The 24,356-nt window shown below is 65.6% G+C and carries 24 protein-coding genes; 16 read left to right on the top strand and 8 right to left on the bottom strand.

Features of this window, described 5'->3' with window-relative positions; translation table 11 throughout:
• Positions 1 to 36 precede the first annotated feature (36 nt).
• The 5 genes from folP to A5788_RS14720 all read left to right on the top strand — a co-directional run bounded on the left by folP (position 37) and on the right by A5788_RS14720 (position 3,577).
• A complete protein-coding gene (gene folP, locus A5788_RS14740) occupies positions 37 to 912 on the top strand; it encodes a dihydropteroate synthase (protein ID WP_064870331.1) in 876 nt (291 codons plus the stop codon).
• Positions 909 to 1,952 (top strand): glucosyl-3-phosphoglycerate synthase, encoded by a 1,044-nt coding sequence (locus A5788_RS14735; RefSeq protein WP_064870330.1) that lies wholly within the window; start codon positions 909 to 911, stop codon positions 1,950 to 1,952. Before folP ends, A5788_RS14735 begins: the two co-directional genes overlap by 4 nt.
• A 36-nt stretch (positions 1,953 to 1,988) precedes the next feature.
• Positions 1,989 to 2,363: a DivIVA domain-containing protein gene (locus tag A5788_RS14730; RefSeq protein ID WP_049698464.1), complete on the top strand. Its 375-nt coding sequence runs from the start codon at positions 1,989 to 1,991 to the stop codon at positions 2,361 to 2,363.
• A 114-nt stretch (positions 2,364 to 2,477) separates the two neighbouring features.
• A complete protein-coding gene (locus tag A5788_RS14725; protein WP_004019232.1) occupies positions 2,478 to 2,645 on the top strand; it encodes a DUF3117 domain-containing protein in 168 nt (55 codons plus the stop codon).
• The gene (locus A5788_RS14720) at positions 2,642 to 3,577 is read left to right on the top strand and encodes a putative RNA methyltransferase (protein ID WP_064870416.1); all 936 of its coding nucleotides are present in this window, start codon (positions 2,642 to 2,644) and stop codon (positions 3,575 to 3,577) included. The genes A5788_RS14725 and A5788_RS14720 overlap by 4 nt, the downstream gene beginning before the upstream one ends.
• Here the strand turns inward: A5788_RS14720 and glgA are convergent.
• Positions 3,556 to 4,722 (bottom strand): glycogen synthase, encoded by a 1,167-nt coding sequence (gene glgA, locus A5788_RS14715; protein WP_197494575.1) that lies wholly within the window; start codon positions 4,720 to 4,722, stop codon positions 3,556 to 3,558. The two genes, A5788_RS14720 and glgA, sit on opposite strands and share 22 nt — an antisense overlap.
• Before the next feature lie 113 nt (positions 4,723 to 4,835).
• On the opposite strand from glgA, the gene glgC reads away from it, so the two are divergent.
• On the top strand, positions 4,836 to 6,050 hold the full coding sequence (glgC, locus tag A5788_RS14710) for a glucose-1-phosphate adenylyltransferase (RefSeq protein ID WP_049698462.1): 1,215 nt from the start codon (positions 4,836 to 4,838) through the stop codon (positions 6,048 to 6,050).
• A 39-nt stretch (positions 6,051 to 6,089) separates the two neighbouring features.
• Here glgC and A5788_RS14705 read toward each other — a convergent pair whose 3' ends face one another.
• Genes A5788_RS14705 through cofD form a run of 3 tightly spaced genes read right to left on the bottom strand, consistent with a single transcriptional unit; the run spans position 6,090 to position 9,087 of the window.
• Positions 6,090 to 6,668 (bottom strand): NUDIX hydrolase, encoded by a 579-nt coding sequence (locus tag A5788_RS14705; RefSeq protein WP_064870328.1) that lies wholly within the window; start codon positions 6,666 to 6,668, stop codon positions 6,090 to 6,092.
• Positions 6,665 to 8,044 carry a coenzyme F420-0:L-glutamate ligase gene (locus A5788_RS14700; protein ID WP_064870327.1) on the bottom strand — a complete coding sequence of 460 codons (1,380 nt, stop codon included), beginning with the start codon at positions 8,042 to 8,044 and terminating at the stop codon, positions 6,665 to 6,667. The genes A5788_RS14705 and A5788_RS14700 overlap by 4 nt, the downstream gene beginning before the upstream one ends.
• On the bottom strand, positions 8,041 to 9,087 hold the full coding sequence (gene cofD / locus A5788_RS14695) for a 2-phospho-L-lactate transferase (protein WP_049698459.1): 1,047 nt from the start codon (positions 9,085 to 9,087) through the stop codon (positions 8,041 to 8,043). Before cofD ends, A5788_RS14700 begins: the two co-directional genes overlap by 4 nt.
• A gap of 609 nt (positions 9,088 to 9,696) precedes the next feature.
• On the opposite strand from cofD, the gene A5788_RS24085 reads away from it, so the two are divergent.
• Positions 9,697 to 9,954, top strand: a complete 258-nt coding sequence (locus tag A5788_RS24085; protein ID WP_197494574.1) for a WhiB family transcriptional regulator — start codon at positions 9,697 to 9,699, stop codon at positions 9,952 to 9,954.
• Between the two features lie 3 nt (positions 9,955 to 9,957).
• Here the strand turns inward: A5788_RS24085 and A5788_RS14685 are convergent, their stop codons facing one another.
• Positions 9,958 to 10,434 carry a metallopeptidase family protein gene (locus tag A5788_RS14685; RefSeq protein WP_049698626.1) on the bottom strand — a complete coding sequence of 159 codons (477 nt, stop codon included), beginning with the start codon at positions 10,432 to 10,434 and terminating at the stop codon, positions 9,958 to 9,960.
• A 238-nt stretch (positions 10,435 to 10,672) separates the two neighbouring features.
• Here A5788_RS14685 and A5788_RS14680 point away from each other — a divergent pair, with 238 nt between their 5' ends.
• The 3 genes from A5788_RS14680 (at position 10,673) to manA (ending at position 13,638) form a co-directional block, all read left to right on the top strand.
• Positions 10,673 to 11,176: a DUF3499 domain-containing protein gene (locus A5788_RS14680; protein ID WP_064870324.1), complete on the top strand. Its 504-nt coding sequence runs from the start codon at positions 10,673 to 10,675 to the stop codon at positions 11,174 to 11,176.
• Between the two features lie 75 nt (positions 11,177 to 11,251).
• A complete protein-coding gene (locus A5788_RS14675; RefSeq protein ID WP_064870322.1) occupies positions 11,252 to 12,373 on the top strand; it encodes a hypothetical protein in 1,122 nt (373 codons plus the stop codon).
• Positions 12,373 to 13,638, top strand: coding sequence for a mannose-6-phosphate isomerase, class I (gene manA, locus A5788_RS14670; protein ID WP_064870321.1), 1,266 nt, complete (start codon positions 12,373 to 12,375; stop codon positions 13,636 to 13,638). Before A5788_RS14675 ends, manA begins: the two co-directional genes overlap by 1 nt.
• A 36-nt stretch (positions 13,639 to 13,674) precedes the next feature.
• On the opposite strand, the gene eccE is transcribed toward manA, so the two are convergent.
• On the bottom strand, positions 13,675 to 15,426 hold the full coding sequence (eccE, locus tag A5788_RS14665) for a type VII secretion protein EccE (RefSeq protein ID WP_064870319.1): 1,752 nt from the start codon (positions 15,424 to 15,426) through the stop codon (positions 13,675 to 13,677).
• A gap of 287 nt (positions 15,427 to 15,713) precedes the next feature.
• On the opposite strand from eccE, the gene eccB reads away from it, so the two are divergent.
• Positions 15,714 to 17,258 (top strand): type VII secretion protein EccB, encoded by a 1,545-nt coding sequence (gene eccB, locus A5788_RS14660; protein ID WP_064870317.1) that lies wholly within the window; start codon positions 15,714 to 15,716, stop codon positions 17,256 to 17,258.
• Between the two features lie 30 nt (positions 17,259 to 17,288).
• On the opposite strand, the gene hpxO is transcribed toward eccB, so the two are convergent.
• Positions 17,289 to 18,446: an FAD-dependent urate hydroxylase HpxO gene (gene hpxO / locus A5788_RS14655; RefSeq protein ID WP_064870315.1), complete on the bottom strand. Its 1,158-nt coding sequence runs from the start codon at positions 18,444 to 18,446 to the stop codon at positions 17,289 to 17,291.
• 85 nt (positions 18,447 to 18,531) lie between these two features.
• The gene (locus tag A5788_RS14650; RefSeq protein WP_064870313.1) at positions 18,532 to 19,161 is read right to left on the bottom strand and encodes a TetR/AcrR family transcriptional regulator; all 630 of its coding nucleotides are present in this window, start codon (positions 19,159 to 19,161) and stop codon (positions 18,532 to 18,534) included.
• 112 nt (positions 19,162 to 19,273) lie between these two features.
• Here A5788_RS14650 and A5788_RS14645 point away from each other — a divergent pair, with 112 nt between their 5' ends.
• The 5 genes from A5788_RS14645 (at position 19,274) to nrdF (ending at position 24,346) form a co-directional block, all read left to right on the top strand.
• Positions 19,274 to 19,867, top strand: a complete 594-nt coding sequence (locus A5788_RS14645; protein WP_049698450.1) for an NADPH-dependent FMN reductase — start codon at positions 19,274 to 19,276, stop codon at positions 19,865 to 19,867.
• A gap of 340 nt (positions 19,868 to 20,207) precedes the next feature.
• Positions 20,208 to 20,441, top strand: a complete 234-nt coding sequence (gene nrdH / locus A5788_RS14640; protein ID WP_005174646.1) for a glutaredoxin-like protein NrdH — start codon at positions 20,208 to 20,210, stop codon at positions 20,439 to 20,441.
• A 38-nt stretch (positions 20,442 to 20,479) separates the two neighbouring features.
• A complete protein-coding gene (gene nrdI, locus A5788_RS14635; protein WP_197494572.1) occupies positions 20,480 to 20,992 on the top strand; it encodes a class Ib ribonucleoside-diphosphate reductase assembly flavoprotein NrdI in 513 nt (170 codons plus the stop codon).
• Between the two features lie 85 nt (positions 20,993 to 21,077).
• On the top strand, positions 21,078 to 23,288 hold the full coding sequence (nrdE, locus tag A5788_RS14630) for a class 1b ribonucleoside-diphosphate reductase subunit alpha (protein WP_064870311.1): 2,211 nt from the start codon (positions 21,078 to 21,080) through the stop codon (positions 23,286 to 23,288).
• 56 nt (positions 23,289 to 23,344) lie between these two features.
• On the top strand, positions 23,345 to 24,346 hold the full coding sequence (nrdF, locus tag A5788_RS14625) for a class 1b ribonucleoside-diphosphate reductase subunit beta (protein ID WP_005206006.1): 1,002 nt from the start codon (positions 23,345 to 23,347) through the stop codon (positions 24,344 to 24,346).
• The last annotated feature ends 10 nt before the right edge of the window (positions 24,347 to 24,356 follow it).

The raw sequence follows: 24,356 nt of genomic DNA, 5'->3' as shown, positions 1-24,356 counted from the left end.
GATCTGTGACGCGCGGCGATCGCTACGCTGGCTCCCATGAACGCGACCCTGTGCGGTAGGCCGGTGCCCGCCGATCGGGCCCTGGTGATGGCCATCGTCAATCGCACGCCCGATTCGTTCTACGACCGTGGATCGTCGTTTTCCGACGACGCGGCGAAGGTCCGTATCCGGCAGGTCGTCTCCGAGGGTGCCGACATCGTCGACATCGGTGGTGTGAAGGCGGGGCCCGGCGAAGAAGTCGACGCCGCGACCGAGACCGAGCGGGTCGTGCCGATGGTCGAGTGGATTCGTGAGCGCTACCCGGATCTGCTGATCAGTGTCGACACCTGGCGCGCCGAAGTCGCCGATCGCGCGTGCGCTGTCGGGGCCGACCTCATCAACGACACCTGGGCGGGTGCCGATCCCGATCTGGTGAAGGTCGCCGCGGCACGGCGTGCCGGGATCGTGTGTTCTCACACCGGCGGCATGGAGGTCCGCACGCGTCCACATCGCGTCGCCTACGGCGAGAAACCGACCGATGTGGTGGCAGAGGTGATCGCACAGGTGACCCGGGCGGCCGAAGCGGCCGAAGCGCAGGGCGTGGCTCGCGACTCAATCGTTATCGACCCGACACACGACTTCGGCAAAAACACTCACCACGGGCTGCTCCTGTTACGCCACGTAAAAGATCTTGTTAATACAGGCTGGCCAGTGCTGATGGCACTGAGTAACAAGGATTTCGTGGGGGAGACTTTGGGTGTGGACCTCGACGAGCGCGTGGAGGGGACACTGGCCGCGACAGCGTTGAGCGCCGCTTCTGGAGCTCGAATCTTCCGCGTCCACGAGGTCGCCGCCACACGTCGAGTCGTCGACATGGTCGCTGCAATAGCGGGAACACGGCCACCCGCCCGAACAGTCAGGGGACTCGCATGACCGAACAGGTACGTCGAACCCAAGCTCGCCACAGGGCGACCGCTTCAAACAATCGCGACCGCACAGCCATGTGGCCGACCCCCGCCGACGCGATCGGCGAGGAGCAATCATGGTCGAGTACGCACACGTGGGAACAGCCGGACTGGACCATCGAAGAACTCGTGGCAGCCAAGCAGGGACGCACCGTGTCGGTCGTACTGCCGGCGCTCAACGAGGAGGAGACCGTCGCCGATGTGATCGCGACGATCCGGCCCCTCCTCGGCACGCTGGTCGACGAACTCGTCGTCCTCGACTCCGGGTCGACCGACGCCACCGCGGAGCGGGCCATCGCCGCCGGCGCCCGGGTCATCAGCCGCGAGGAGGCCGTCCCGGAACTCGAGCCGGTGAAGGGCAAGGGGGAGGTGCTGTGGCGGTCCATCGCCGCGGTCACCGGCGACCTCATCGCCTTTGTCGACTCCGACCTCATCGATCCCGATCCGATGTTCGTGCCCAAGATGCTCGGACCGCTGCTCGTCAACCCGGACATCCACCTGGTCAAGGGCTACTACCGACGTCCGCTGCGGACCGGAGCCACCCAGGACGCCAATGGTGGCGGGCGAGTCACCGAACTGGTGGCCCGGCCGTTGCTCGCATCGCAGAAACCTGAGTTGACCGCAGTGCTCCAACCGCTGGGCGGCGAATACGCGGGTACGAGGGAGTTGCTCTCGGCCGTCCCATTCGCGCCGGGGTACGGAGTGGAGATCGGGCTGCTGATCGACACCTACGACCTCTACGGACTCTCCGGCATCGGCCAGGTGAACCTGGGCGTCCGCACGCATCGCAACCGCCCGCTGATCGAATTGGGCGTCATGAGCAGGCAGATCGTCGGCACCTTGATGCGACGCTGTGGCATCGAGGACTCGGGCGCAGGGCTCACCCAGTTCACCGCGGAGCCCGACGGCACCTTCACTCCGCACACCACCGACCTCTATCTCGAGGACCGTCCGCCGATGAACACCATTCGCGGCGACGACGCGACGGCCGAGGAGATGGCCAGCTGACCTGAGCGTCGCCACGGCGGTCATAGACTTCTCTCCATGCAGACGCTGTTGCTCTACCTGCTGATCATGGTGGTGGTCGTGGCCGCCGTGTTCGCTGTCGTGTGGTTCGTGTTCGGGCGTGGAGAAGAACTGCCGCCGATCGACGACGAGACAACCCTGACCCGCCTGCCCGCCGCGGGCATCGCGGGCGACGATGTGCGGTCACTTGTGTTCGCCCAGACCGTGCGTGGCTACAAGCCCCGTGAGGTCGACTGGGCGCTCGAGCGGCTTGCCGCGGAGATCGACGAGCTGCGTGCGGTGGTGCTCACCCTGCAGGCGCGTGACGGCGCGGAGCCGGTGTCGACCGAGAGCAGGTCGGTGTACGACTCCACGCACGCCGGTGACTCGCCGTCGGAGAACGACCGCGACTAGGGGTTTTCGCGTCCGTCGGTCGGGCCGATTCAGTGAACACGTATCATTAACACGGCAGCCGTGCGCTGTCGTCGAATCCACCACGGCGAGAGAACTCTGAAGGGAGTTTGCGAAATGGCGGCGATGAAGCCACGTACTGGGGATGGACCCCTGGAAGCAGCCAAGGAGGGGCGTGGGATCGTTGTCCGCATTCCTATCGAGGGTGGCGGCCGTCTCGTCGTCGAACTGACCGCGGACGAAGCCGCAGCGCTCGGCGAAGAACTGCGCGGGGTCACCGGCTGACTCAGGAGTCGCGAGCCGAACCATCGAGCACGGGGCCCGACGGCGATATCACCGACTTTGTCGACCTGCTCCGTTGTCCGGTCTGCGGCGAGTCCCTCACCTTCGATGAACCGGGTAGACGTCTGTTCTGCCCGCTCCGGCACTCGTTCGACATCGCCAAGCAGCGGTACGTGTCCCTGCTCGACGGTCGATCGGGTTCGCTCAAGTCCGACACCGCCGACATGGTGTCAGCACGCCTGCGCGTTCACGACGCAGGTGTCCTCGATCCTGTCGTGAACGCGGTCGCCGAGGCGGCTGCAGCTCGGAGCACCCAGGCGCAGTCCGTCCACACGGGTTCACCGGTGATCGTCGATCTCGGTGCCGGGCCGGGCCACTACCTGTCGGCCGCACTCGGCAGCGTCGAACACGCTCGCGGTGTCGGTGTCGGTGTCGATCTCTCGAAATACTGTGCCCGCGCGTTGACGCGCAGAGTTCCCGGAGCCGGTGCAGTCGTCGCCGACGTCTGGCGCGACCTCCCATTCGTCGACGACTGCGCCGACGTCGTGCTGTCGGTGTTCGCTCCGCGCAATGTCGACGAGACCGCCCGTATTCTGCGCGAAGGTGGGCGGTGGATCATCGTCACCCCGCAACCGGACCATCTCGCCGAATTGATCGAGCCGATGTCGATGCTGTCGGTGTCTGCCGACAAGTCCGACGCCGTGTCCGCCGCGGTCGGTCAGCGGTTCGAGATCGTCGAGCAGACGGTGGTTCGCGAGCATCGCGACGTGACGGCGTCGACCATCGCCGACCTCGTGTCCATGGGGCCGACGGCCTTTCATCGTGATCGTGACGAGATCGAGCGAGCCGCACGCACATTCGCGCCGGGATCGACGACGACCCCGGTCACCGTCGCGGTGACGGTCACGGTGTGTCAGGCGAGCGTCGACCGGTAGACGTCGAGCGTCTGTTCGGCGATGGAGTCCCAGGAGAACTCGGATTCTGCGCGTTCGCGTCCTGCTATGCCCATCGCGGTGGCGGCAGCCGGATCTCCCACGACGTCGTTGACGGCCTCGGCGATTCCGTGTTCGAAGCCGACAGCGTCGGTGGGGTCGTAAGGGACGAGGCGTCCGGTGACGTTGTCGCGCACCACTTCCGGGATTCCACCGACGGCCGACGCGACGACGGCCGTCTGGCATGCCATCGCCTCGAGATTGACGATCCCGAGCGGCTCGTACACCGAAGGGCACACGAAAACATCTGCTGCGGTGAGGATTTCGCGGATTCGGGGTAGCGGGAGCATCTCGCGCACCCAATGGACTCCGTCGCGTGCGGCAGCCAGTTCGGCGACGGCGGCCTCGGTCTGTGCCGCGATCTCGGGGGTGTCGGGGGCGCCCGCGCACAAGACGAGCTGGATCGCCGGATCAAAGTGATGTGCGGCGGCGATGAGATGCCCGACGCCCTTCTGGCGCGTGATGCGCCCGACGAACGCGACGACGGGACGCGACGGATCGACCCCCAGCCGCACCAACGTCGACTCCTGGTTGTAGGGCTCCTCGACCGGGTACCACAGCGTCGTGTCGATTCCGTTGCGCACGACGTGAACTCGCTCGGGGTCCAACCGCGGGTAGGCGTTCACCACGTCGGCGCGCATGCCCGAACTGACCGCGATGACGGCGTCGGCGTACTCGACGGCGTTGCGTTCCGACCAACTCGACACCTGGTAGCCACCGCCGAGTTGTTCGGCCTTCCAGGGCCGCAACGGTTCGAGGGAGTGGGCGGTGAGGATGTGTGGGATGCCGTACAGGCGAGCCGCGAGGTGCCCGGCGGTACCGGTGTACCAGGTGTGCGAGTGCGCGATGTCGGCGTCGGCCGCTCCCTGTGTCATCCGAAGGTCTGTCGAGAGCATCGACAGCGCCGGATTGGCGTCGGCCAGCGCGGGGTCGGGGGAGTAGACGAACGCGTCGTCGCGCGGAACACCCATGCAGTGCACGTCGACGGTGACGAGACTTCGGAGATGCCGGACCAGTTCTGTGACATGGACTCCGGCGCCGCCGTAGACCTCGGGTGGATACTCCCGCGTCATCATCGCCACCCTCATGGGTCCTGACGCTAGTGCCATGCGTCGGAGTTCGCCATTCGCGTGTGGAATCGCTCGGGAACGGACCCGCGATTCGTATGGCCCCACTGGTGGTTGGCGGTTAAGTTGGGAGTGTGAGATCGCAGCCGCACGTTCTCGGAATCGTCCTCGCCGGTGGCGAGGGAAAACGCCTGTACCCGTTGACCAAGGACCGCGCCAAACCGGCCGTTCCGTTCGGTGGTGCGTACCGGCTGATCGACTTCGTGCTGTCGAATCTGGTCAACGCGGGGTACGAACGAATCTGCGTGCTGACACAGTACAAGTCGCACTCACTCGACCGTCACATCTCGCAAACCTGGTGGACATCAGGATTTCATGGCGAGTACATCACGCCCGTTCCAGCGCAGCAGCGTCTCGGTCCGCGGTGGTACACGGGCAGCGCCGACGCGATCTACCAGTCGCTGAATCTGATCTTCGACGAACAGCCGGAGTACATCGTCGTGTTCGGTGCCGATCACGTGTACCGAATGGATCCGTCGCAGATGGTCGAGGCGCACATCGCGTCCGGCGCCGAGGTGACAGTCGCCGGTATCCGGGTGCCGCGCGTCGAGGCGTCGGCCTTCGGTGTCATCGACTCCGACGACTCGGGCAAGATCACCCGCTTCCTGGAGAAGCCGAGCAATCCGCCTGGGACACCTGACGATCCGGACGTCACCTTTGCCTCCATGGGCAACTATGTGTTCACCACCGATGCGCTTGTCGAGGCGATCATCAAGGACGCTGCCGATGCCGACTCCGATCACGACATGGGTGGCGACATCATCCCGAGCTTCGTCGACCGCAAGGCCGCCTACGTGTACGACTTCAAGGACAACGAGGTTCCCGGGGCCACGGAACGCGACAAGGGCTACTGGCGTGACGTCGGAACGCTCGACGCGTTCTACGACGCCCATATGGATCTCGTGTCGGTGCACCCCGTCTTCAATCTCTACAACCAGAACTGGCCGATCCGCGCCGAGTCGTTGAATGTTCCGCCCGCCAAGTTCGTGCAGGGTGGCTCCGCGCAGGATTCCGTCGTCGGCGGCGGCAGCATCATCTCGGGTGGGACGGTGTCGCAGTCGGTGATCTCCGCGAACGTGCACGTCGAAGACGGCGCGATCGTCGAGGGCAGTGTGTTGATGCCCGGTGTGCGGATCGGCAAGGGCGCCGTCGTGCGGCACGCGATTCTCGACAAAAACGTCGTCGTCTCCGACGGCCAGCAGGTCGGCGTCGACATCGCCGCCGACCGCGATCGTTTCGCCGTCAGCAACGGCGAGGTGGTCACCGTCGGCAAGGGCATCCGCATCTAGAGCGCATGCCCGCGGCAGGGTGCTCTCAACCCTCTGCTCTCAACGCTGCTGTCGGGCCTCGAGCTGCGCCAGCGCGGCGGCGACGAGGGATTCGATCTCGGTGCCGTCGTCGGCGGGTAGCGCGTTCACCGGCCACCAGCGCAGGTCGTCGGACTCCGAGCTGATATCGAAGTCGGGGAGGGCGCCACCCGGTTGCGGCTGCGCGACCGCGGCGAAGCGCACGTCGAGGTGTCGGGTGGGCACGCCGAGAGAACAGGTGATGGGGTGGGTGTGGAGTTGGGCCAGCGCGCCGAGTGTGAGGTCGTCGATTCCCGACTCCTCGCGCGCCTCGCGGAGTGCGGCGTCGGCGATCGAGTCGTCGGACTCTTCGCAGTGCCCACCGAGCTGAATCCATTTGCCCACACGCGGATGCAGCGTCAGTAGGACGTGGGTGTGCGTGGCATCGAACACGATTGTCGACGCGGTGAGATGTCCGGGAACGTTGCGACGGAGACACGCATCCGGCTGCGCGTCGAGGAAAGCGAGATAGGCGTGTCGCAGCGAATCCTGCTCGGGCGCCTGCGCACTCCATGACCGGAGAAGTTCGACGGCCGATGAGTGAAGGGATTCAGCGCTCATTTCTCGATCACCCACTCGTCGGTCGGAGCCGGCTCGCGTAGCTGCTGCGGCTGGGCGGGGTATCCGATCGCGATGGCGCCCAACGGTTCCCACGAGGGGTCGACGTCGAGCTCGCGACGCACGACGTCCGGTGCGAAGATCGTCGATCCCACCCAGCAACTACCGAGCCCGCGGACCGACAGCGCGACGAGCAGGCTCGCGACAGCGCCGCCTGCGGCGACGGTGAACATCGTGTGCTCTGCGGCGTTGCAACGTGAATCGGGGTAGGTGTGCGCGCCGTCGCCGGTAAGCATCGGGATCACCAGTTCCGGTGCGTCGTAGAGGATCTGGCCGCGCCGCACACGCTTGGAGATCGACTCGGGTGACTTGTCGTCCGACGAGAGGTCGGCTCGCCACGCGTGTCCCATCGCGTCGAGCAGACGGACTCGACGCTCACGAGATCGCACCCAGACGAAACGGAACGGATGGGTGTGGTGCGGCGCCGGCGCTGTCAGCGCGTCGGCTAATGCGGCCCTGAGATCTTCGGGCGCAACGGGTTCCGACGAGAATTCGCGGATAGATCGTCGGGTCAGGATCGCCTCGACCCTGCCCTGCGTGATGGCTTCGGCGGTGCCGAGGCGGAACAGGTCCTCGTCGGCCGGTCGCACGAGTCGCGCGGCGGTCGATCCGTCGTCGTGCACGCGAAGCCCGCGCACCACCGCAACCGGAACGCCGTCGAGCTTTCCCTTCACCAGGTCTGCGGCGGACGCGATCTCGTCGGCGACGGCGATGTCGGTGACGATCAACGGGTTGCCGTACGAGTCCTCGCCGCCCTCGTAGGGGTGGCTCACGGCGATTCCCGACGCACCGATCGCGACGTCGGTCTGTCCGGTACGCCAGGCGCGGCCCATCGTGTCGGTGACGATGACCGCGACGCGGTGACCCGTGAGTCTCGCGATGGCTTCGCGCAACAGTCGTGCGCTGCCGTCGGGGTCTTCGGGGAGTAGCGCGATCTGGTCGGTCGGCACATTGGAGCCGTCGACGCCCGCGGCGGCCTGCACGAGGCCGAGTTTGTTCTCGGTGATCAACGTGCGGTTCTTGCGCGCGAGGACGCGCACGGACTCGGCGTCGATCAGCTTGCGCCGCAGCGCATCACGCTCGTCGAGGTCGGTGGGTGCCGGAATCATGCGACCCTCGGTCTTGGAGAACACCTTGCTGGTGACGACGACGACATCGTCGTCGCGCAACCACGGGGCGCGGCGTGTGATCTCCGCTGCGAGGTCGGTCGTGGTGTCGAACTCGGGCAGACCGGTGACGGGGATGATCTCGAGAGCCGCGGGGGCGCGGTGGTCGCGGAGTGCTCCGCCTCGCGACGCTGCGCCGGCGTCGGCCGTCATCGAGCGTCTCCGGTCGCGTCGGGGTGCGCAGCCTGCGGAATGTCGACGCCGACGAGGGCGCATGCGTCACGGACCATCACGGCGGTGGTCTGCGGGTCGGTCATGAGCAGCGGTGCCGTCCCGATGGCGATGCCGTCGACGTGTGCGGTGTCGCCCTCGGCGATCAGCCATCCGTCGAGGATTCCGTTGGCGCTGCGGGCGCCGTAGTGGGCGGCGATCGCCTCAGCGGACGACTCGACGCCGATGACCGACAGGCACTCGTCGGCCATTCCCCGCAGCGGACGATTGTCGATCACCGGGGAGATGCCGACCACGGGCGCTGACGTGGTGCGCAACGCGCTCCGGATGCCGGGAACGCTGACGATCGCCCCGATGCTGACCACGGGATTGCTCGGCGCGAGCAGGATGATGTCGGCGTCGGCGATTGCCTCGGCGACCCCTGGTGCCGGTGCGGTGTCGTCCGACCCGACCTGTGCGAACCCGAAGGTCGGGATCTGCGCACGGTGTTTGACCCACCATTCCTGAAAATGGATCGCGACGCGTTCGCCTTCGCTCCCATCGGGTTTGGCGACGACGACGTGTGTCTCGTGACGTTCGTCGGTTGCGGGCAGTAGTCGCACGCCGGGCTGCCATCGCCGACACAGTGCGGCGGTCACATCGGCGAGCCGGTAGCCCGCATCGAGCATCTGGGTGCGGATCAGGTGCGTCGCCAGGTCGCGGTCGCCGAGTCCGAACCAGTCCGGGTCTGCGCCGTATGCGGCCAGTTCCTCCTTGGCGTGCCACGACTCGTCGGCTCGACCCCAACTGCGCTCCGGGTCGATTCCACCGCCGAGCGTGTACATACAGGTGTCGAGGTCGGGACAGATGCGCACGCCGTGCATCCATGCGTCGTCACCGACGTTGACCACCGCGGTGATCTCGTTTCCGTTGCTCGATGCCGAGTCGCCCGCGGCAACCGGAAACGGCGTCGGACCGAGCAGTTCGCGGACCCCGGACAAAAATCGTGCGCCGCCGACACCGCCGACGAGTACCGTCACCTTCACAACGACCCACTCTAGTGAGTCGGGATCGAGTCGATATCATGGACCACGACGCCGCGCCCGCCATTCGCATCTGATGTGACATTGATGTGTCCGCGCAACACAACTCGTGTCTTACGGGGAGTTCTTGTCGGTCGATGGTATTAAGGAATATTTTGATTCAACTTGACCGGACACGTCTCTGGCGTGTCTAATCACATCAGTGTCATTTCTGGTTCGAGATCGAGAATCGGTGCATCGCAACGAAGTTCGATCACTTGTTCGAATTCGGAAAGGTTGATCGGACACCGTGGTGGTGCCAGATCGCGCCGGACACTTGGTGAAGATCGAGAATGTACGGGTATGAGTGGTGGTGTGGCACCGATGCCGCGCCGCTGTGACGACAGAGAACAACGACTTCCCAGGCAGGAGGCGCCGACGATGGCATTCGACAACGCGATCGGCAATCCCCTTGAACCACACGGACATTCAGAGATCGCGTCCCCGTTGAGTGGGGATGCGAACTACACAACCCTTGGGCCCGTTGATGATTCGTTGATCGGGACACCTGAGATCGGGACACCTGAGGTTTCACTTGGCGCTGACGAGAACTCGCAGCGTCGTCATCTTTCCTTGGTGCCCAACGACTTCGAGGGCTTGTTCGACGCAATCGAAGACCAATGGCAAGATCGCGCGCTGTGTGCGCAGACCGATCCGGAGGCGTTCTTCCCCGAGAAGGGCGGCTCCACTCGTGAGGCGAAGCGTATCTGCCAGGGCTGCGAGGTGAAGGCCGAGTGCCTCGAGTACGCCCTGCACAACGATGAGCGTTTCGGGATCTGGGGCGGCCTGTCCGAGCGTGAGCGTCGCCGCCTCAAGCGCGGCATCATCTGACGGTTACTCGGGTCCCCGGTCGATGATGTCCTCGTCGAGACCCAGGTGTGTTGCGACCTGCTGTACCAAGACCTCGTGAACGAGATCGAGTAGGTCCTCGCCCTTCTTCGCCCTGCTCTCCAGCGGCCGGCGGAACAGGATGATCTGCGCCCTGGTCGGCGCTCCGTGGACATCGACCCCCGCGGGCATCAGACGCGCAAGCGGGACGGCTCCGTCGGCGGTCACCTCGTCGGGCCACTGCACGGTTTCGGGGTCGCGGGGCAGCAGACGTGGGATTTCGTCGACGGCGATGTCGAGTCCCGAGAGCTCGTCGTGCCAGCGAGCATCAATCTCCGCGAACGCCTCGAGGACAACCGTGTCGAATTCGTCCGATTTGCTGCGCCACGCAGGCACGCCCTGCGGCAACAGCGGGGAGCGCAGCCCCCGGCCCCGTCGGTCGCGGCGTGCTCGACGCGCTGCGTGCACAGCCGAGAGCCGCATATCGGACACCCGGTTCTCCGAGGAGCGCACCGGCGAACCCTGGCCTCGATCGCGCGTTGCGCGCCGCCGTTCGATACGCATGCCGAGATTGTAAGTCTCCACCCACCGGTGTCGACTCGGAGGCGTCGCGCCGCGTGTCGGGCCGTCCGCGCCGCGTGTCGGCCCTCGCGTCCCATGTCAGACCTCGAGCCGCGTGTCGAAACACCGTTCGCCGGGGCGTGGGACTAATCTTTCTGCTGTGAAGCTTCCCCGACAATGCTGCCGCCCGGCTTGCTCCCGGTCGGCGGTTGCGACCCTGACCTTTGTGTACGCCGAGTCGACGGCGGTCATCGGTCCTCTCGCCACGTCGGATGAGCCGCACTCGTGGGATCTGTGTGACGAGCATGCACGACGCATCACCGTGCCGCGCGGGTGGGAAATGCTCCGCAGCGAGCGGGGATTCTCGGCGCCGGTCGCCGAAGACTACGAATTGACGGCCCTTGCCGAGGCTGTCCGTGAAGTCGGTGGGCGCGAGGTCGGTGCGCGCGGCATCGCAGGTGCCGTGGGCCGCGCGCCGGGTTTCGACCAGGAGGCGTTCGACGACGTTCGGGCAGGCCGTCACCGCGCAGGTACGTCTACGACCGATCTCCGCCCGAGCCCCGACGTGCGTTCGGGGGCCGACGCCGCGCGTCGTAGCGGGGGTGTGAAGCCGCGTCCTGGCAGGCGCGGGCACCTTCGGGTGCTGCCAGACCCGGTCGACTGACGCGCCCGCGAGATCTGGTGGATCAGAATATGGCTGTGTGTGGGCAGCGACGCCATGCGTCGCTAGGCTGACTCTATGCGTACGGATGCCGCCGACCTCGATGATGTCGACGACCTGATTGCGGGCGACTCCGAGGGTCTACTGCAGGCGGCGGCGTTGACCGGTGCGCAGGTGCGTGCGGTTGCCGAGGCCATGCGTGAGGGCGTACTCGAGCCGCTGGCGGCACTGCGGCCCCGAAGCGTTGTGATCGTGCACGGAACGTCGAGTGTTGCCCGCGATGCGGTCGCGCTGGTCGTGGCCTGCGTGGCAACCCGTGTCGACGTGCCCATCGTGTCCGCACCCGCCCTGCCGGGCTGGGTCGGCCCGCTCGACGTGGTCGTCGTCGCCGGTGACGACGCGGGCGACATGGCGCTCGCCGATGCCGCGGCGCGGGCGCAGCGTCGACGCGCCGAGGTCGTCGTCGCAGCACCCATCGAGGGGCCGTTGCGAGATGCGTTGGGCGGCGGCGGAATCGACCTTTCGCCTCGTCTGCGCGTCGACCCGCGCTTTCGATTCGCGGCGTACGTCGCGACGTTGCTGGCGGTATTCGCGTCGCTGTCCGATGTGCGGTTCACCGGTCCGGCGCCGCTCGTGAGCGACATCGCCGACGCACTCGACGACGAGGCGGCGACAGACCATCCCGCCCGCGAGACGTTCCACAACCGCGCCAAGATGTTGGCAGCTCGGCTGGCCGAACGTCGGGTCGTGTGGACCGGCGACGGCCCGGCAGCCTCGGTGGTCGCCGCCCGCAACGCGAAGTCGCTGCTCGCATTGTCCGGAAAGGTTTGCGGCACAGCCGATATCGACGCCGTGGCGAGCATTTCGCTGCAGTCGTGGAGTGCGGGGGGCGCGTCCCCCGTCGACTCGATCTTTCACGACCCACAGATCGACGGACCGTTGGCGGCCGAACCGCCGCGGGTGCTCGCGGTCACGACGGCGTCGAGGCAGTGGTATGCCGAGCGCAGAATTGTCGGCATTCCGGATGCGGAGGCGGTGTTCGGCGACGTCGACGGTGCCGATCCGGCTACGCATCCAGCAGGACCTGTCGGTCCCGAGGATCTGGCAGACGGACCCGCCGACCTGGTCGGCTATGTGCTTCTCGCTTTGCGTGTCGACATCGCCGCGGTGTATCTGCGCCTGACCGGAATCGGAGACTGATGAAACTGCTCGACGGGGTGGTCCGCCCCTACGCCTGGGGGTCGAGAACGGCTATCGCGTCGCTGCGTCAGAAGCCGGTTCCCTCGCCGCATCCGGAGGCAGAACTCTGGTTCGGCGCGCACGCGGAGGGGCCTGCAACGGTCCTCGGCGCCGACGGCGGGCCGGATGGCACGCTGCTCGACGTGATCGACGACGATCCGCAGCAGGCGCTCGGTGCCGCAACCACAGATCGGTACGGCAACCGACTTCCCTTCTTGCTCAAGGTACTTGCCGCTGACGAACCGTTGTCGCTGCAGGCTCACCCCAGCGCTGAGCAGGCCCGTGAAGGATTTGAGCGTGAAGAGGCCGCCGGGATACCCATCGATGCGCCGACGCGCAACTACAAGGATGCTTCGCACAAGCCCGAGCTGATCGTCGCCATCTCCGAGTTCGACGCGCTGGCCGGTTTCCGTGATCCCGCGCAGACGATCGACTTGTTGCGCGAACTGCAGGTCTCAGAGCTCGACCCGTACCTGGGATTGCTGGCGGGCCAACCGGACGCCGAAGGGCTGCGCGCGGTGTTCACCACGTGGCTGACCTTGCCCGAATCACGGTTGCGCACCGTGGTTCCCGCCGTACTCGCGGGAGCGGTCGATGCGCTGAACGCGGGATCGCGGTTCGGCCCGGAACTGCGTACAGCTCTCGAGCTCGGCGAGATCTACCCCAACGACCCGGGTGTCCTCGCGTCGTTGCTGCTCAACCGGATTCACCTCTCGCCAACCGAAGGGCTGTACCTGCCCGCCGGGGTACTCCACGCCTACCTGAGCGGTACCGGAGTGGAGATCATGGCCAACTCCGACAACGTGCTGCGTGGTGGCCTGACCCCCAAACACATCGACGTGCCCGAGTTGCTGCGCGTCCTCGACTTCACCCCGGTCGACGCCGACGATCTCAAGCCGAGAATCCGCACTGTCGGCACCGAACGGATCTACTTGACGCCTGCGCCCGAATTCCGGCTCTCGCGTGTCGAGCTGGAGGGTACGGGTCTTCACCAACCGTCGTCGATCTGCTTCGACATGCCCGGTCCGCAAATCCTTGCCACGCTCGGGGGAACCATCGAGGCACGGCTACCGGGCGACACGCCACTGTCGGTCCCGTCGGGTTACGCGGCGTGGATTCCCGACGATGACCCGGACGTCGTCGTGCGAGCGTCGTCGAGTCGGGCGCTGTTCTTCCGCGCACGAGTTCCGGTCAACGACCCCGCGGGGTCGTTCGCGGAGGAATAGCTGCGGCACTAATCGATGCCCGAGGCGAAGCTGTTCTCAGACAAGTAGTCCGGATCGTTCGGGACGGCCGGGGTAGGGCGTCGGCTGCCCGGGCAGCGGGCCGGTGAAGCTCGACTCCTCCGGCGTCGCGACCATCGTGACGCGGACGCAGGCATCGGATGTTCGCAGCGTCACGTCGTGCGGTTGTGTCCGATCTTGTCTCACTTCGACCGTGTTCAATTCGATTGCAGTGGCGGCAGATTCGTTGTCTGACCCCTGATCGTGGGTGACGACGATCCGTGTCGCACCCGCAGACACGGGGCGTGGCGCGGCACCGTCGAAGAGGTGAATCCGACCGCCGCCGTCGCGACCACCGTGGGGGTCGGCGAATGCCAGGACTCGGTGATCGCCGACGCGCGCGACGAGGTGCTGCCATCCATCCGGACGCGAGGTGTGCACCACGACTCGACCTCCGGTCGCGACGATCCGTAGCACGACCTGTGCGGCAAGGCGTGTATCGCCGACCAGGGAGACCTCTGATATGCCGGGGCCGAACAGCCGCGACGTGACGGCACGACCGGTGTGATCGGCGCCGATCAATTGCCCGCAGCCACTCACCTGAATCCGCAGGGCGTCGAGCAGGGTGTGTGCCTGTGCGCCCGATGTCGCGTGCAGTCCGCGGTGCACCCGATGCGCGGCGGCATACGGAAGCGACGCCGCGAGGGCGTCGAACTGCCGTCCGTCGAGCGGGGTCGCCCCTGTCGGCCAGGTGTCGACGACGCGTCCGGCGTCCGGGACGTCGTCGACGCGCATGAGCGCGCGCACCCGGAGGTTGCCGTCCTGTCCGTGGGAAAGAGTGAGGGTGAGCGTCGTCGCGAGCGCCGCGGGGCAGGGCGTACCGAATACGCTCGGTAGCTCGCGGGGGTCGATGGTCGCGGTGCGGAAGCGGATTCGTCCCGCCATGACCTGCGACCATTCTTCTCTCATCGAGCTCAGCTCCGAGCCATGCGTCAATTGCGTTGTGAGCGAGTCCATCTCGCTTGCGGTGAGCGGGGTGGCGACGAGGCCGCATTCGCGAAGTCGACGCGCCACGCGCCGCGTGGTGATGGTCGCGGTCCGCAGCGCGCCGGTCGCGCCTCCGCCGCGGCGGGCGACCGCGCTGGGGCATTGGGTTGGATCGAGTCGCAGGACGACGAAGGTGCTGCGGTGCGTCGTCGCGGGAAGCGGGCCGAGGGTGCGTTCGTAGATCGCGGCCGCTTGTCCCGCTCCGCCGACTCGGACACCGTGGCTGATCACGTCGATCGACGAGAGAGGGATGTCGAAGGGGTTGATGCACCCGGCGAGGGTCGCCAGCGGCAGCTCTGGTTCGGCCGTGTCGCAGCCGAAGGGGGACAGGAACGTTGGGGTGCAGCGTGCGGGGGAGACCCTTAGGACGGTGATCATCGTGCCCCCTGCCCAGCGGACACCGAGAGGGCCATCTTCTGTGGATAGACCAGTCGGCGAGGTGCGCTGTTGGCGACCAGATGTCGGGACGTCGAAGGGGGCGGGTGCGAGTTCGGGGAGACGACGCCTGGCTCGGGACCAGTAGAAGCCGAGTCGACGGATCATGTTGCCCGCCAAAGACTGTCGGCCGGTTATCGGGACAAGCGTCAACGCCACGAGCGCTGCCACACCGAGCGCGGCGACCCCCGCTCGGCCGCCCGCGACCCACCAGCCGACGAACCCGGCTGCCAGCAGCGCCTCGATCCCGACCAGCGTCGCGAATCCGGGCAGCCGTGATCGTGCGGACGGCCCCGTGTCGAACGCCATGTACTTGCTCCCCTCTCGCCACACCCGGTACCGGCCCGCGCACCGGCGGCCCATATACGTATCACCCAGTAGTAGAGCGTTTTCCGCGCCGCTGCGCGTCGAATCGCGCGTTGTCCACAGGCGAGGTGCAACGTCGGATTGTCGGTTTTGTGCGGGTCTGGTTCGGTTAGGCTACTACCGCGCCGGTCAGCCGTCGCGACGTTGTGCCGCTACGTGTCACGCGAGAAGTCCCCTGACACAGGCGGTGCCACGGGAGTGCGCGGGTGACGAAGTGGGGGAGGGAAGCGATGGCGCGTCAACTGACCACCAGAGCGCAGGTCAACGGATACAGATTCCTGTTGCGGCGACTCGATCACGCGCTGATCCGTCGAGATGTGCGCATGTTGCACGATCCGATGCGATCACAGGGGCGTGCGCTGGCGGTCGGGGCGGTACTCGGCGTGCTCGTGCTCGCGGGATTCGCGGTGTGGGGCCTTGTCAGTCCGCAAGGCTCCGTTGGCAAGTCGACCATCATCGCGGCGAAAACCGGCGGCACCTACGTCGTCATCGACGGCACCGTGCACCCGGTATTCAACCTGGCGTCGGCACGACTCATCACGGGCAGCGACGAGAAGCCGGCATCGGCCTCGGAGAAGAAGCTGGCCCGCTACCCGCGCGGTCCGTTGCTCGGCATTCCCGGTGCGCCGTCGGCCCTGCCGGTCTCGCGCGTCTCCGCGTGGACGGTATGCGACAGTATCGATGCGAGTGCGGCCGATGGGACGTCGGGGATCGGTGCGGGGTCGGGACGCGCGGCGGCCGGAGCGCTGTCGGTCGTCGCGGGCGAACCGGTACTCGGGACGGACATCCGCGCCGCACGCGCTGACGACGCCCTGTACGTGACCGACGGCTCGGGTGCGTTCCTGATCTACCAACTCGACCGTGACGGCCACCCGACACCCGTTCGCGCGCAGGTGGATACCTCCAGTGTTCCGGTGCTGCGGGCGCTGGGACTCGAGGGCCGGACGCCACGGCCGATCAGTCGCGGACTACTCAACACCTTTCCCGAAGTCGACCCGTTGACACTCCCCGACATTCCGGGTCAGGGTGGCGTGAGTTCACCCGCGGACGTCGGTTCACCGTGGGCCGGGGGCGCACGCGTCGGCTCGGTCATCAAGACATCCGCGGCCAACGGTGTCGTCGAGTACTACGTTGTGCTGCGCGGCGGTGTGCAACCCATCAGTGCCGCCGCGGCAGAGATTCTCCGACTCGCGGAACGCGACGACGCCGCGCCCGTGGCAACCGTCGCGCCGGGCGTCGTCGCATCGACACCGATGCGCGACGAGTTGCCGATCGCCGATTTCCCCACGACGACACCGCATCTCGTCACTCCCGGCGACGGCACCGTGTGCCGGGCATGGGTGCGCGGTGCTGACGCCGACGCCGCTCGGACAACGCTGCTCGTCGGGGACTCGCTGCCGCTGCCGGACGGATCGAAACCGGTGCGGGTCGCGAGCGCCGACGGATCGGGCCCCGGCGTCGACCAGGTGTACGTGCGACCGGGGTCGGGCGCCTACGTTCAGGTCACCGGCAACGAATCAGACAGTGCGCGTGCGGAATCGCGCTTCTACGTCGCCGATACCGGTGTGCGCTACGGCGTGCCGGACGCGAAGACGGGGTCGGTTCTGCGACTCGGCGCATCGCCGACGCCCGCTCCGTGGGATGTGATCTCACTGCTCGTCGCGGGGCCGACGCTCTCGCGCGAGAACGCGCTCGTCGCGCACGACGGCGTGGCTCCCGACCCGGCAGGCATCGCGGTCAACCCGCCGGAGAGCGCGCAGCAGACCGGCGGCTAGAGCGCCCCGCGGTTACCCGCTACTGGGTGCTCAGGTGACCGGACCGCCGACGATGTTGCCGACGATGCCCCGAATGATGTTGGTGCCGTCCTCTTCTCGGAGTTCGGAGTACCACTGCGCTGTCTTCTCGGGGTCCTTCGCGTGTGTCACGTCGCAGCGCTTGCGTGCGCGCAGGACGAGGTCGCCCGCGCGCTCGGCGCGCGCGGCCTGGTAGTCGGCGAGCGCGGCGTACACGTCGTCGGGGTGATCGCGGAAGGCGAACTGCAGTGCCACGGCGTCTTCCATCGCCGAACAGCCGCCCTGCCCGATGTCGGGAGTGGTGTTGTGCGCGGCGTCGCCGAGTACCGCCACGCGGCCCTTGACCCACGTGTCGAACGGGTCGAGGTCGAGGATCTCCACGCGGTTCGTCGTTGCGGGATCGAGCTTCTCGATGAGCGTCTGCACCCCTGGTGCCCAGCCGTCGAATTCCTTGGTGAGCACCTCGCGGGCGGTTCCCCGCTCGAAGGGCTGCCCCTCGGGCATCGGGACGTCGAAGAAGAAGTAGAAGCGGTCGCCCGCGACCGGCATGACCGAAACCCGTTTGCCGTCACCGACGTACGTCGTCCACTCGGTCGACGGGCCGATGGCGGGATCGGTGGCGACGAGGCCGTTGAAGTTCACGTATCCCGCGTAGCGTCGGGTGACCGGGCCACCAAGAACATATTCGCGAGTCAGCGACTTCGCGCCGTCGGCGCCGATCACGATGTCGCCGCTGGCACTGGTGCCGTCGGCGAAATGCACTGTGGCCGCGTCAGGTCCGTCTTCAACGGACACCATCTTCATGCCGAAGTTGATGTCGTCGAATCCGTAGGCGTTCATGAGCATGAGCTGCAGCTCGGCCCGCGCGATGGGGTAGGGGCGTTGGCCCACCTCGTCGATCAGCGGCTGCATGCTGAACCGGCACATCGTCTCGCCGGTGTGGCCGTCGATGTAGCTCATGGTCTCCACGATGCCTCCGAGCGCCGCGGTCTCTTTCTCGAGTCCGAGGTGATTGAGGCACTTGACGCCGTTGGACCACACCGAGATCGCGGCGCCGACCGGCTTGTTCTCGGTCACCTGCTCATAGACCTCGACGTCGAATCCGAGTTGCTTCAGGGCGATGGCGGCGCTCATGCCGCCCATGCCTGCACCGATGATGACTGCCTTCACGTTGTCTTCCCTTCCACCATGAACAGGCTAGGGCCGATCGTGGCGTCGCGCGCGGCGAGGTCGATTGTGTGTCGGCGTGTGATCGTCAGTCGAGTGGCAAGCCGCCGACCATCGAGGTCACCATCGTTTGCCACTGCGTGATGATCGTCTCGAGGTCGAGGCCGACGACCTCGGTCAGGTGCTTGACGGCGGTGGCACCGAGCGGAGTCAACAGGGCGATCGCCGTCACCTCGACGGGATCCGGGAAACCCAACTGCCGCAGCAGGATCTGGACGTGCATGCTCGACGCCTGGGATACCGGGTGGCTCCAGAACTCGGTGCCCGGTAGGTCTGCCTCGAGCAGGATGTCGAGGTGAGCCGCGTTCATCTTCAACCGGGCGGCACCGTAGGCGAGGAGGCGTTCGAGGGGAGCGGCGCCCGGTCCGAGTGGTGCGGGACCCGAGAGGTAGGACTGCTGTAGCTCCGATTCGGAGTGGTCGAGGAGGGCGAACATCAACCCGGTTCGGCTACCGAACCGCCGGAACACGGTGCCCTTACCGACGCCTGCCTCGCGCGCGACCGCATCCATCGTGACCGCGGCGGCGCCGTGATTGTCGATGAGGTTCTTCGCTGCGGCGAGCAGCAATCGCCGATTACGCGCCGCGTCAGCGCGCTCGACGCTGTCGGGTTGGGTCAACTGCAGTGACCGTGGTCCTCCCTCGACCTCTTTACGCATGTGATGAGCCTAACGGTTGACGGATCCGCACTGCGGATCGAATCTGGTGGAACAAATCGGACCGCGGTCCGGTTTACCAAGCAAGTGTAACGCCATGTAAAGGAGAAGTCTCGTGCCAGATCACGACATCACAGCACAGAACGCCAACGTCACGGTCGCGGTGTTGGTCGGCAGCCTGAGGTCGGCGTCGATCAACAGGCAGCTCGCTGAGTCCGTCGTCGACAAAGCCCCCGCGGGCATCGAGTTCTCGGTGGTCGACAACATCGGTCGTGTGCCGTTCTACAACGAAGACATCGACTACGCGCCGGGTTCAGGCGATGGCGTACTCGATCCCGAGGTCGTCGCGCTCCGGGAGCGCGTCGCCGCCGCGGATGCCGTGTTGATCGTCACGCCCGAGTACAACGGGTCGGCTCCCGCGGTGTTGAAGAACGCCATCGACTGGCTGTCCCGGCCTTACGGCTCGGGCGCGCTGACCGGTAAGCCGGTCGGTGTCATCGGGGTGGCGCTGGGCCGCTTCGGAGGCGCGTGGTCGCGTGAGGACATTCGTAAGTCGGTGAAGATCGCGGGTGGGCAGGTCGTCGAGGAGGTGGAGTTCGGAGTATCCGGAAGCCAGCTCGGCGACTCGGGCCGACTTCCCGCCGAGGTCATCGACGGGGCCGTCGACGCCGTGCGGGTGCTGGGGTCCGAGGTTGCCGTAGCTGTATGAGGTGCTGATCGGCGAGAGCCTGTAGCGGCCGCCCGTGTCGGAAGAATCACAAATGTGTGAGTCCCGACCAGGGCGGCCGTTGCGTTTCGCGGGGCGACACGCCGGAGTTCACGATCGTGTAGGCCCGCGACCTGCGACTTTCATCAATGTGATTACAAGCTCTAGTGGTGCAACCAAATGTCAGACACAAGGTGTAGTGTTTGGGGCACCAGCAAGGCCGACGACGGGGATCGCTTGTAACCCTCAGCGACGGCGGTGAGGTCGGTGACCCAGATCACTATCTTCACGCTGGAGAATCACCTGAGGCAGTACGACGTCACCACGACCGAGGAGCAATCTGATGGCCATCACCGTCTACACCAAGCCGGCCTGCGTGCAGTGCAATGCCACCTATAAGGCTCTCGACAAGCAGGGGATCGAGTACGAGGTCGTCGACATCACCCAGGATGCGGACGCTCGCGATTACGTCATGGCTCTCGGTTACCTGCAGGCCCCCGTCGTCGTCGCCGACGACGAGCACTGGTCGGGCTTCCGTCTCGATCGCATCAAAGCTCTGGCAACACGCGCAGCCTGAAGCCTCCGCATCACGATCCGAAGGGGAAGCCGGATCGAATGTCTCTCACAGCACCATCTCTTAGTCCGCACACGTCTCTCGAGTCACCGCTGATCGTTTACTTCTCATCGGTGTCGGAGAACACGCATCGGTTTGTCGAGAAGCTGGGAATGCGCGTCGCGCGCATCCCGGTTCTCGACGGCGAGCGGCGAGGGGGTGCGGTGTTCGAGGTCGACGAGCCCTACGTCCTGATCTGTCCCACCTACGGTGGCGGCAAACCGTCGTCGACGGGAAGCAACGGTTTCGTGCCGAAGCAGGTCATCAAATTCCTGAACAACACACACAATCGTTCGCTGATCCGTGGCGTCATTGCCGCTGGGAACACGAACTTCGGCGAGGAGTACTGCCTCGCGGGCGACATCATCTCCCGTAAGTGCTCCGTTCCGTACCTCTACCGATTCGAGCTCATGGGCACTTCCGACGACGTCGACCGCGTCCGTAGCGGGCTGGCCGACTTCTCGCGAAGCGACGCCTTCGTCGATCCCGAGACGGCCGTCAACGTCCGCGCCTGAGTGTCGGTAGCGCCCGCTATCGTCTCGACCATCCGGCAACCCTTCCACCACCTCCACACGCACCCCATCTCCGAGGAGTCTCTTCGTGTCGCCTACCGCATCCGTCTCGGAATCCACAGTCCCGGACACCACTACGTCGGCGAGTGTGTCGGGCGTACACGCCGGCCCGGCCGATCACGACCCGGGCGAGCTCGACTACCACGCGCTCAACGCGATGTTGAACCTGTACGACATCGACGGGAAGATCCAGTTCGAGAAAGACCGCGAGGCTGCGCATCAGTACTTCCTGCAGCACGTCAACCAGAACACGGTGTTCTTCCACGATCTCGACGAGAAGCTCGACTACCTCCTCGAGGAGAACTACTACGAGCCAGAGGTGCTCGCCAAGTACGACCGCGAGTTCGTGAAGCTGCTCTTCGGTCACGCCTACGGCAAGAAGTTCCGTTTCCCCACGTTCCTCGGGGCGTTCAAGTACTACACCAGCTACACGCTCAAGACCTTCGACGGAAAGCGCTACCTTGAGCGCTTCGAGGATCGCGTGTGCATGGTGGCACTGACGCTCGCCGACGGCGACACGTCGCTGGCGCGTGCGCTGGTCGACGAGATCATCGAGGGCCGATTCCAGCCTGCGACACCGACGTTCCTCAACTCGGGCAAGAAGCAGCGCGGCGAGCCGGTGAGTTGCTTCCTGCTTCGCATCGAAGACAACATGGAATCCATTGGGCGAGCGATCAATTCGGCGCTGCAACTGTCCAAGCGTGGCGGTGGCGTCGCGCTGCTGCTCAGCAACATCCGTGAGCACGGCGCGCCGATCAAGAAGATCGAGAACCAGAGCTCGGGTGTCATCCCGATCATGAAGCTGCTCGAGGATTCGTTCTCGTACGCCAATCAGCTCGGCGCACGGCAGGGTGCCGGCGCGGTGTACCTGCACGCCCACCACCCCGACATCTACCGCTTCCTCGACACCAAGCGCGAGAACGCCGACGAGAAGATCCGCATCAAGACGCTGAGCCTCGGTGTGGTCATCCCCGACATCACCTTCCAGCTCGCCAAGAACAACGACGACATGTACCTGTTCAGCCCGTACGACGTCGAGCGCGTCTACGGCGTGCCGTTCGCCGACATCAACGTGACGGACAAGTACCACGAGATGGTCGAGGACCGTCGGATTCGCAAGACCAAGATCAAGGCGCGTGAGTTCTTCCAGACCCTCGCCGAGCTGCAGTTCGAGTCGGGTTACCCCTACATCATGTTCGAGGACACGGTGAACCGGGCGAACCCGATCGACGGAAAGATCACCCACTCCAACCTGTGCTCGGAGATCCTGCAGGTCTCGACTCCGTCGACCTACAACGACGACCTCTCGTATTCCCATGTGGGCAAAGACATCTCGTGCAACCTCGGTTCACTCAACATCGCCAAGACCATGGATTCTCCCGATATAGGGCAGACGATCGACACGGCCATCCGCGGCTTGACCGCGGTGAGCGACCAGACGGCGATCACCTCGGTGCCCTCGATCGAGAAGGGCAACAACGATTCGCATGCCATCGGCCTCGGCCAGATGAACCTGCACGGTTACCTCGCTCGCGAACGCATCTTCTACGGTAGCGACGAGGGCATCGACTTCACGAACATGTACTTCTACACGGTGCTGTTCCACGCACTGCGGGCGTCGAATGCGATTGCGCGCGAACGTGGTAGGTCGTTCGCGGGCTTCGAGAAGTCCACGTATGCCAGCGGCGAGTTCTTCGACAAGTACACCGATCAGGCGTGGGTGCCCGCGACCGACCGGGTGCGGGAGCTGTTCGCCGAGGCCGAGATCGACATCCCGACGCAAGACGACTGGCGTGAGCTGAAGGCCGCGGTGGCGCGCGACGGCATCTACAACCAGAACCTGCAGGCGGTGCCCCCGACCGGCTCGATCAGCTACATCAACCACTCGACGAGTTCGATCCACCCGGTCGCGGCGAAGATCGAGATCCGTAAGGAAGGCAAGATCGGCCGCGTCTACTACCCGGCGCCGTACATGACGAACGACAACCTGGACTACTACCAGGATGCGTACGAGATCGGCTACGAGAAGATCATCGACACCTACGCCGCCGCCACCCAGCACGTCGACCAGGGGTTGAGTCTGACGCTGTTCTTCAAGGACACCGCCTCCACCCGCGACGTCAACAAGGCGCAGATCTACGCCTGGCGCAAGGGGATCAAGACGCTCTACTACATCCGTCTGCGTCAGATCGCGTTGGAGGGTACCGAAGTAGAGGGCTGCGTCAGCTGCATGCTGTAACCACCACACCCCGCACACCTCCACAACCCTTAACACCGCCGCAGGAGGCGACCATCATGACCGCAGGCACGCACAGTCCCGCAGACGGCGCACCCATCAAGCTGGTGAGCCGGGTATCGGCCATCAACTGGAATCGGGTGCCCGACGAGAAGGACGCGGAGGTGTGGGATCGCCTGACCGGTAACTTCTGGTTGCCCGAGAAGGTTCCTGTCTCCAACGACATCCCGTCGTGGAACACGTTGACGGAGTACGAGAAACAACTCACGATGCGCGTGTTCACGGGCCTCACGCTGCTCGACACCATCCAGGGCACCGTCGGTGCTGTGTCGCTGATCCCAGACGCGACCACGCCGCACGAGGAGGCGGTGCTGACCAACATCGCGTTCATGGAGTCGGTGCACGCGAAGAGCTACAGCTCCATCTTCTCCACGCTGTGCTCCACCAAGGAGATCGACGAGGCGTTCCGGTGGTCGGAGGAGAACGAGCAACTCCAGCGCAAGGCGCAGATCGTCATGGACTACTACCGTGGCGACGATCCACTCAAGCGCAAGGTCGCCTCGACGCTGCTCGAGTCGTTCCTCTTCTACTCCGGTTTCTACCTCCCGATGTACTGGTCGAGTCGGGCCAAGCTCACCAACACCGCCGATCTCATTCGCCTGATCATCCGCGACGAGGCCGTGCACGGTTACTACATCGGGTACAAGTACCAGCGCGGCTTGGAGACGCAGACGCCCGAGCGTCGACAGGAGCTCAAGGACTACACCTTCGAGTTGTTGTTCGACCTGTACGACAACGAATCCGATTACACCGAGGCGCTTTACGACGAGGTCGGGCTCACCGAGGACGTCAAGAAGTTCCTCCGCTACAACGCGAACAAGGCGTTGATGAATCTCGGCTACGAGGCGATGTTCCCGCGCGACGACATCGACGTGAACCCCGCGATCCTGTCGGCGCTGTCGCCCAACGCTGACGAGAACCACGACTTCTTCTCCGGTTCGGGTAGCTCGTATGTCATCGGCAAGGCGGTCAACACCGAGGACGAGGACTGGGACTTCTGACACCCTGATC

The organism is Gordonia sp. 852002-50816_SCH5313054-c (genome assembly GCF_001665925.1).
GTDB classification, from domain to species: Bacteria; Actinomycetota; Actinomycetes; order Mycobacteriales; family Mycobacteriaceae; genus Gordonia; species Gordonia jacobaea.
This window is presented reverse-complemented; position numbering and strand designations above follow the sequence as displayed.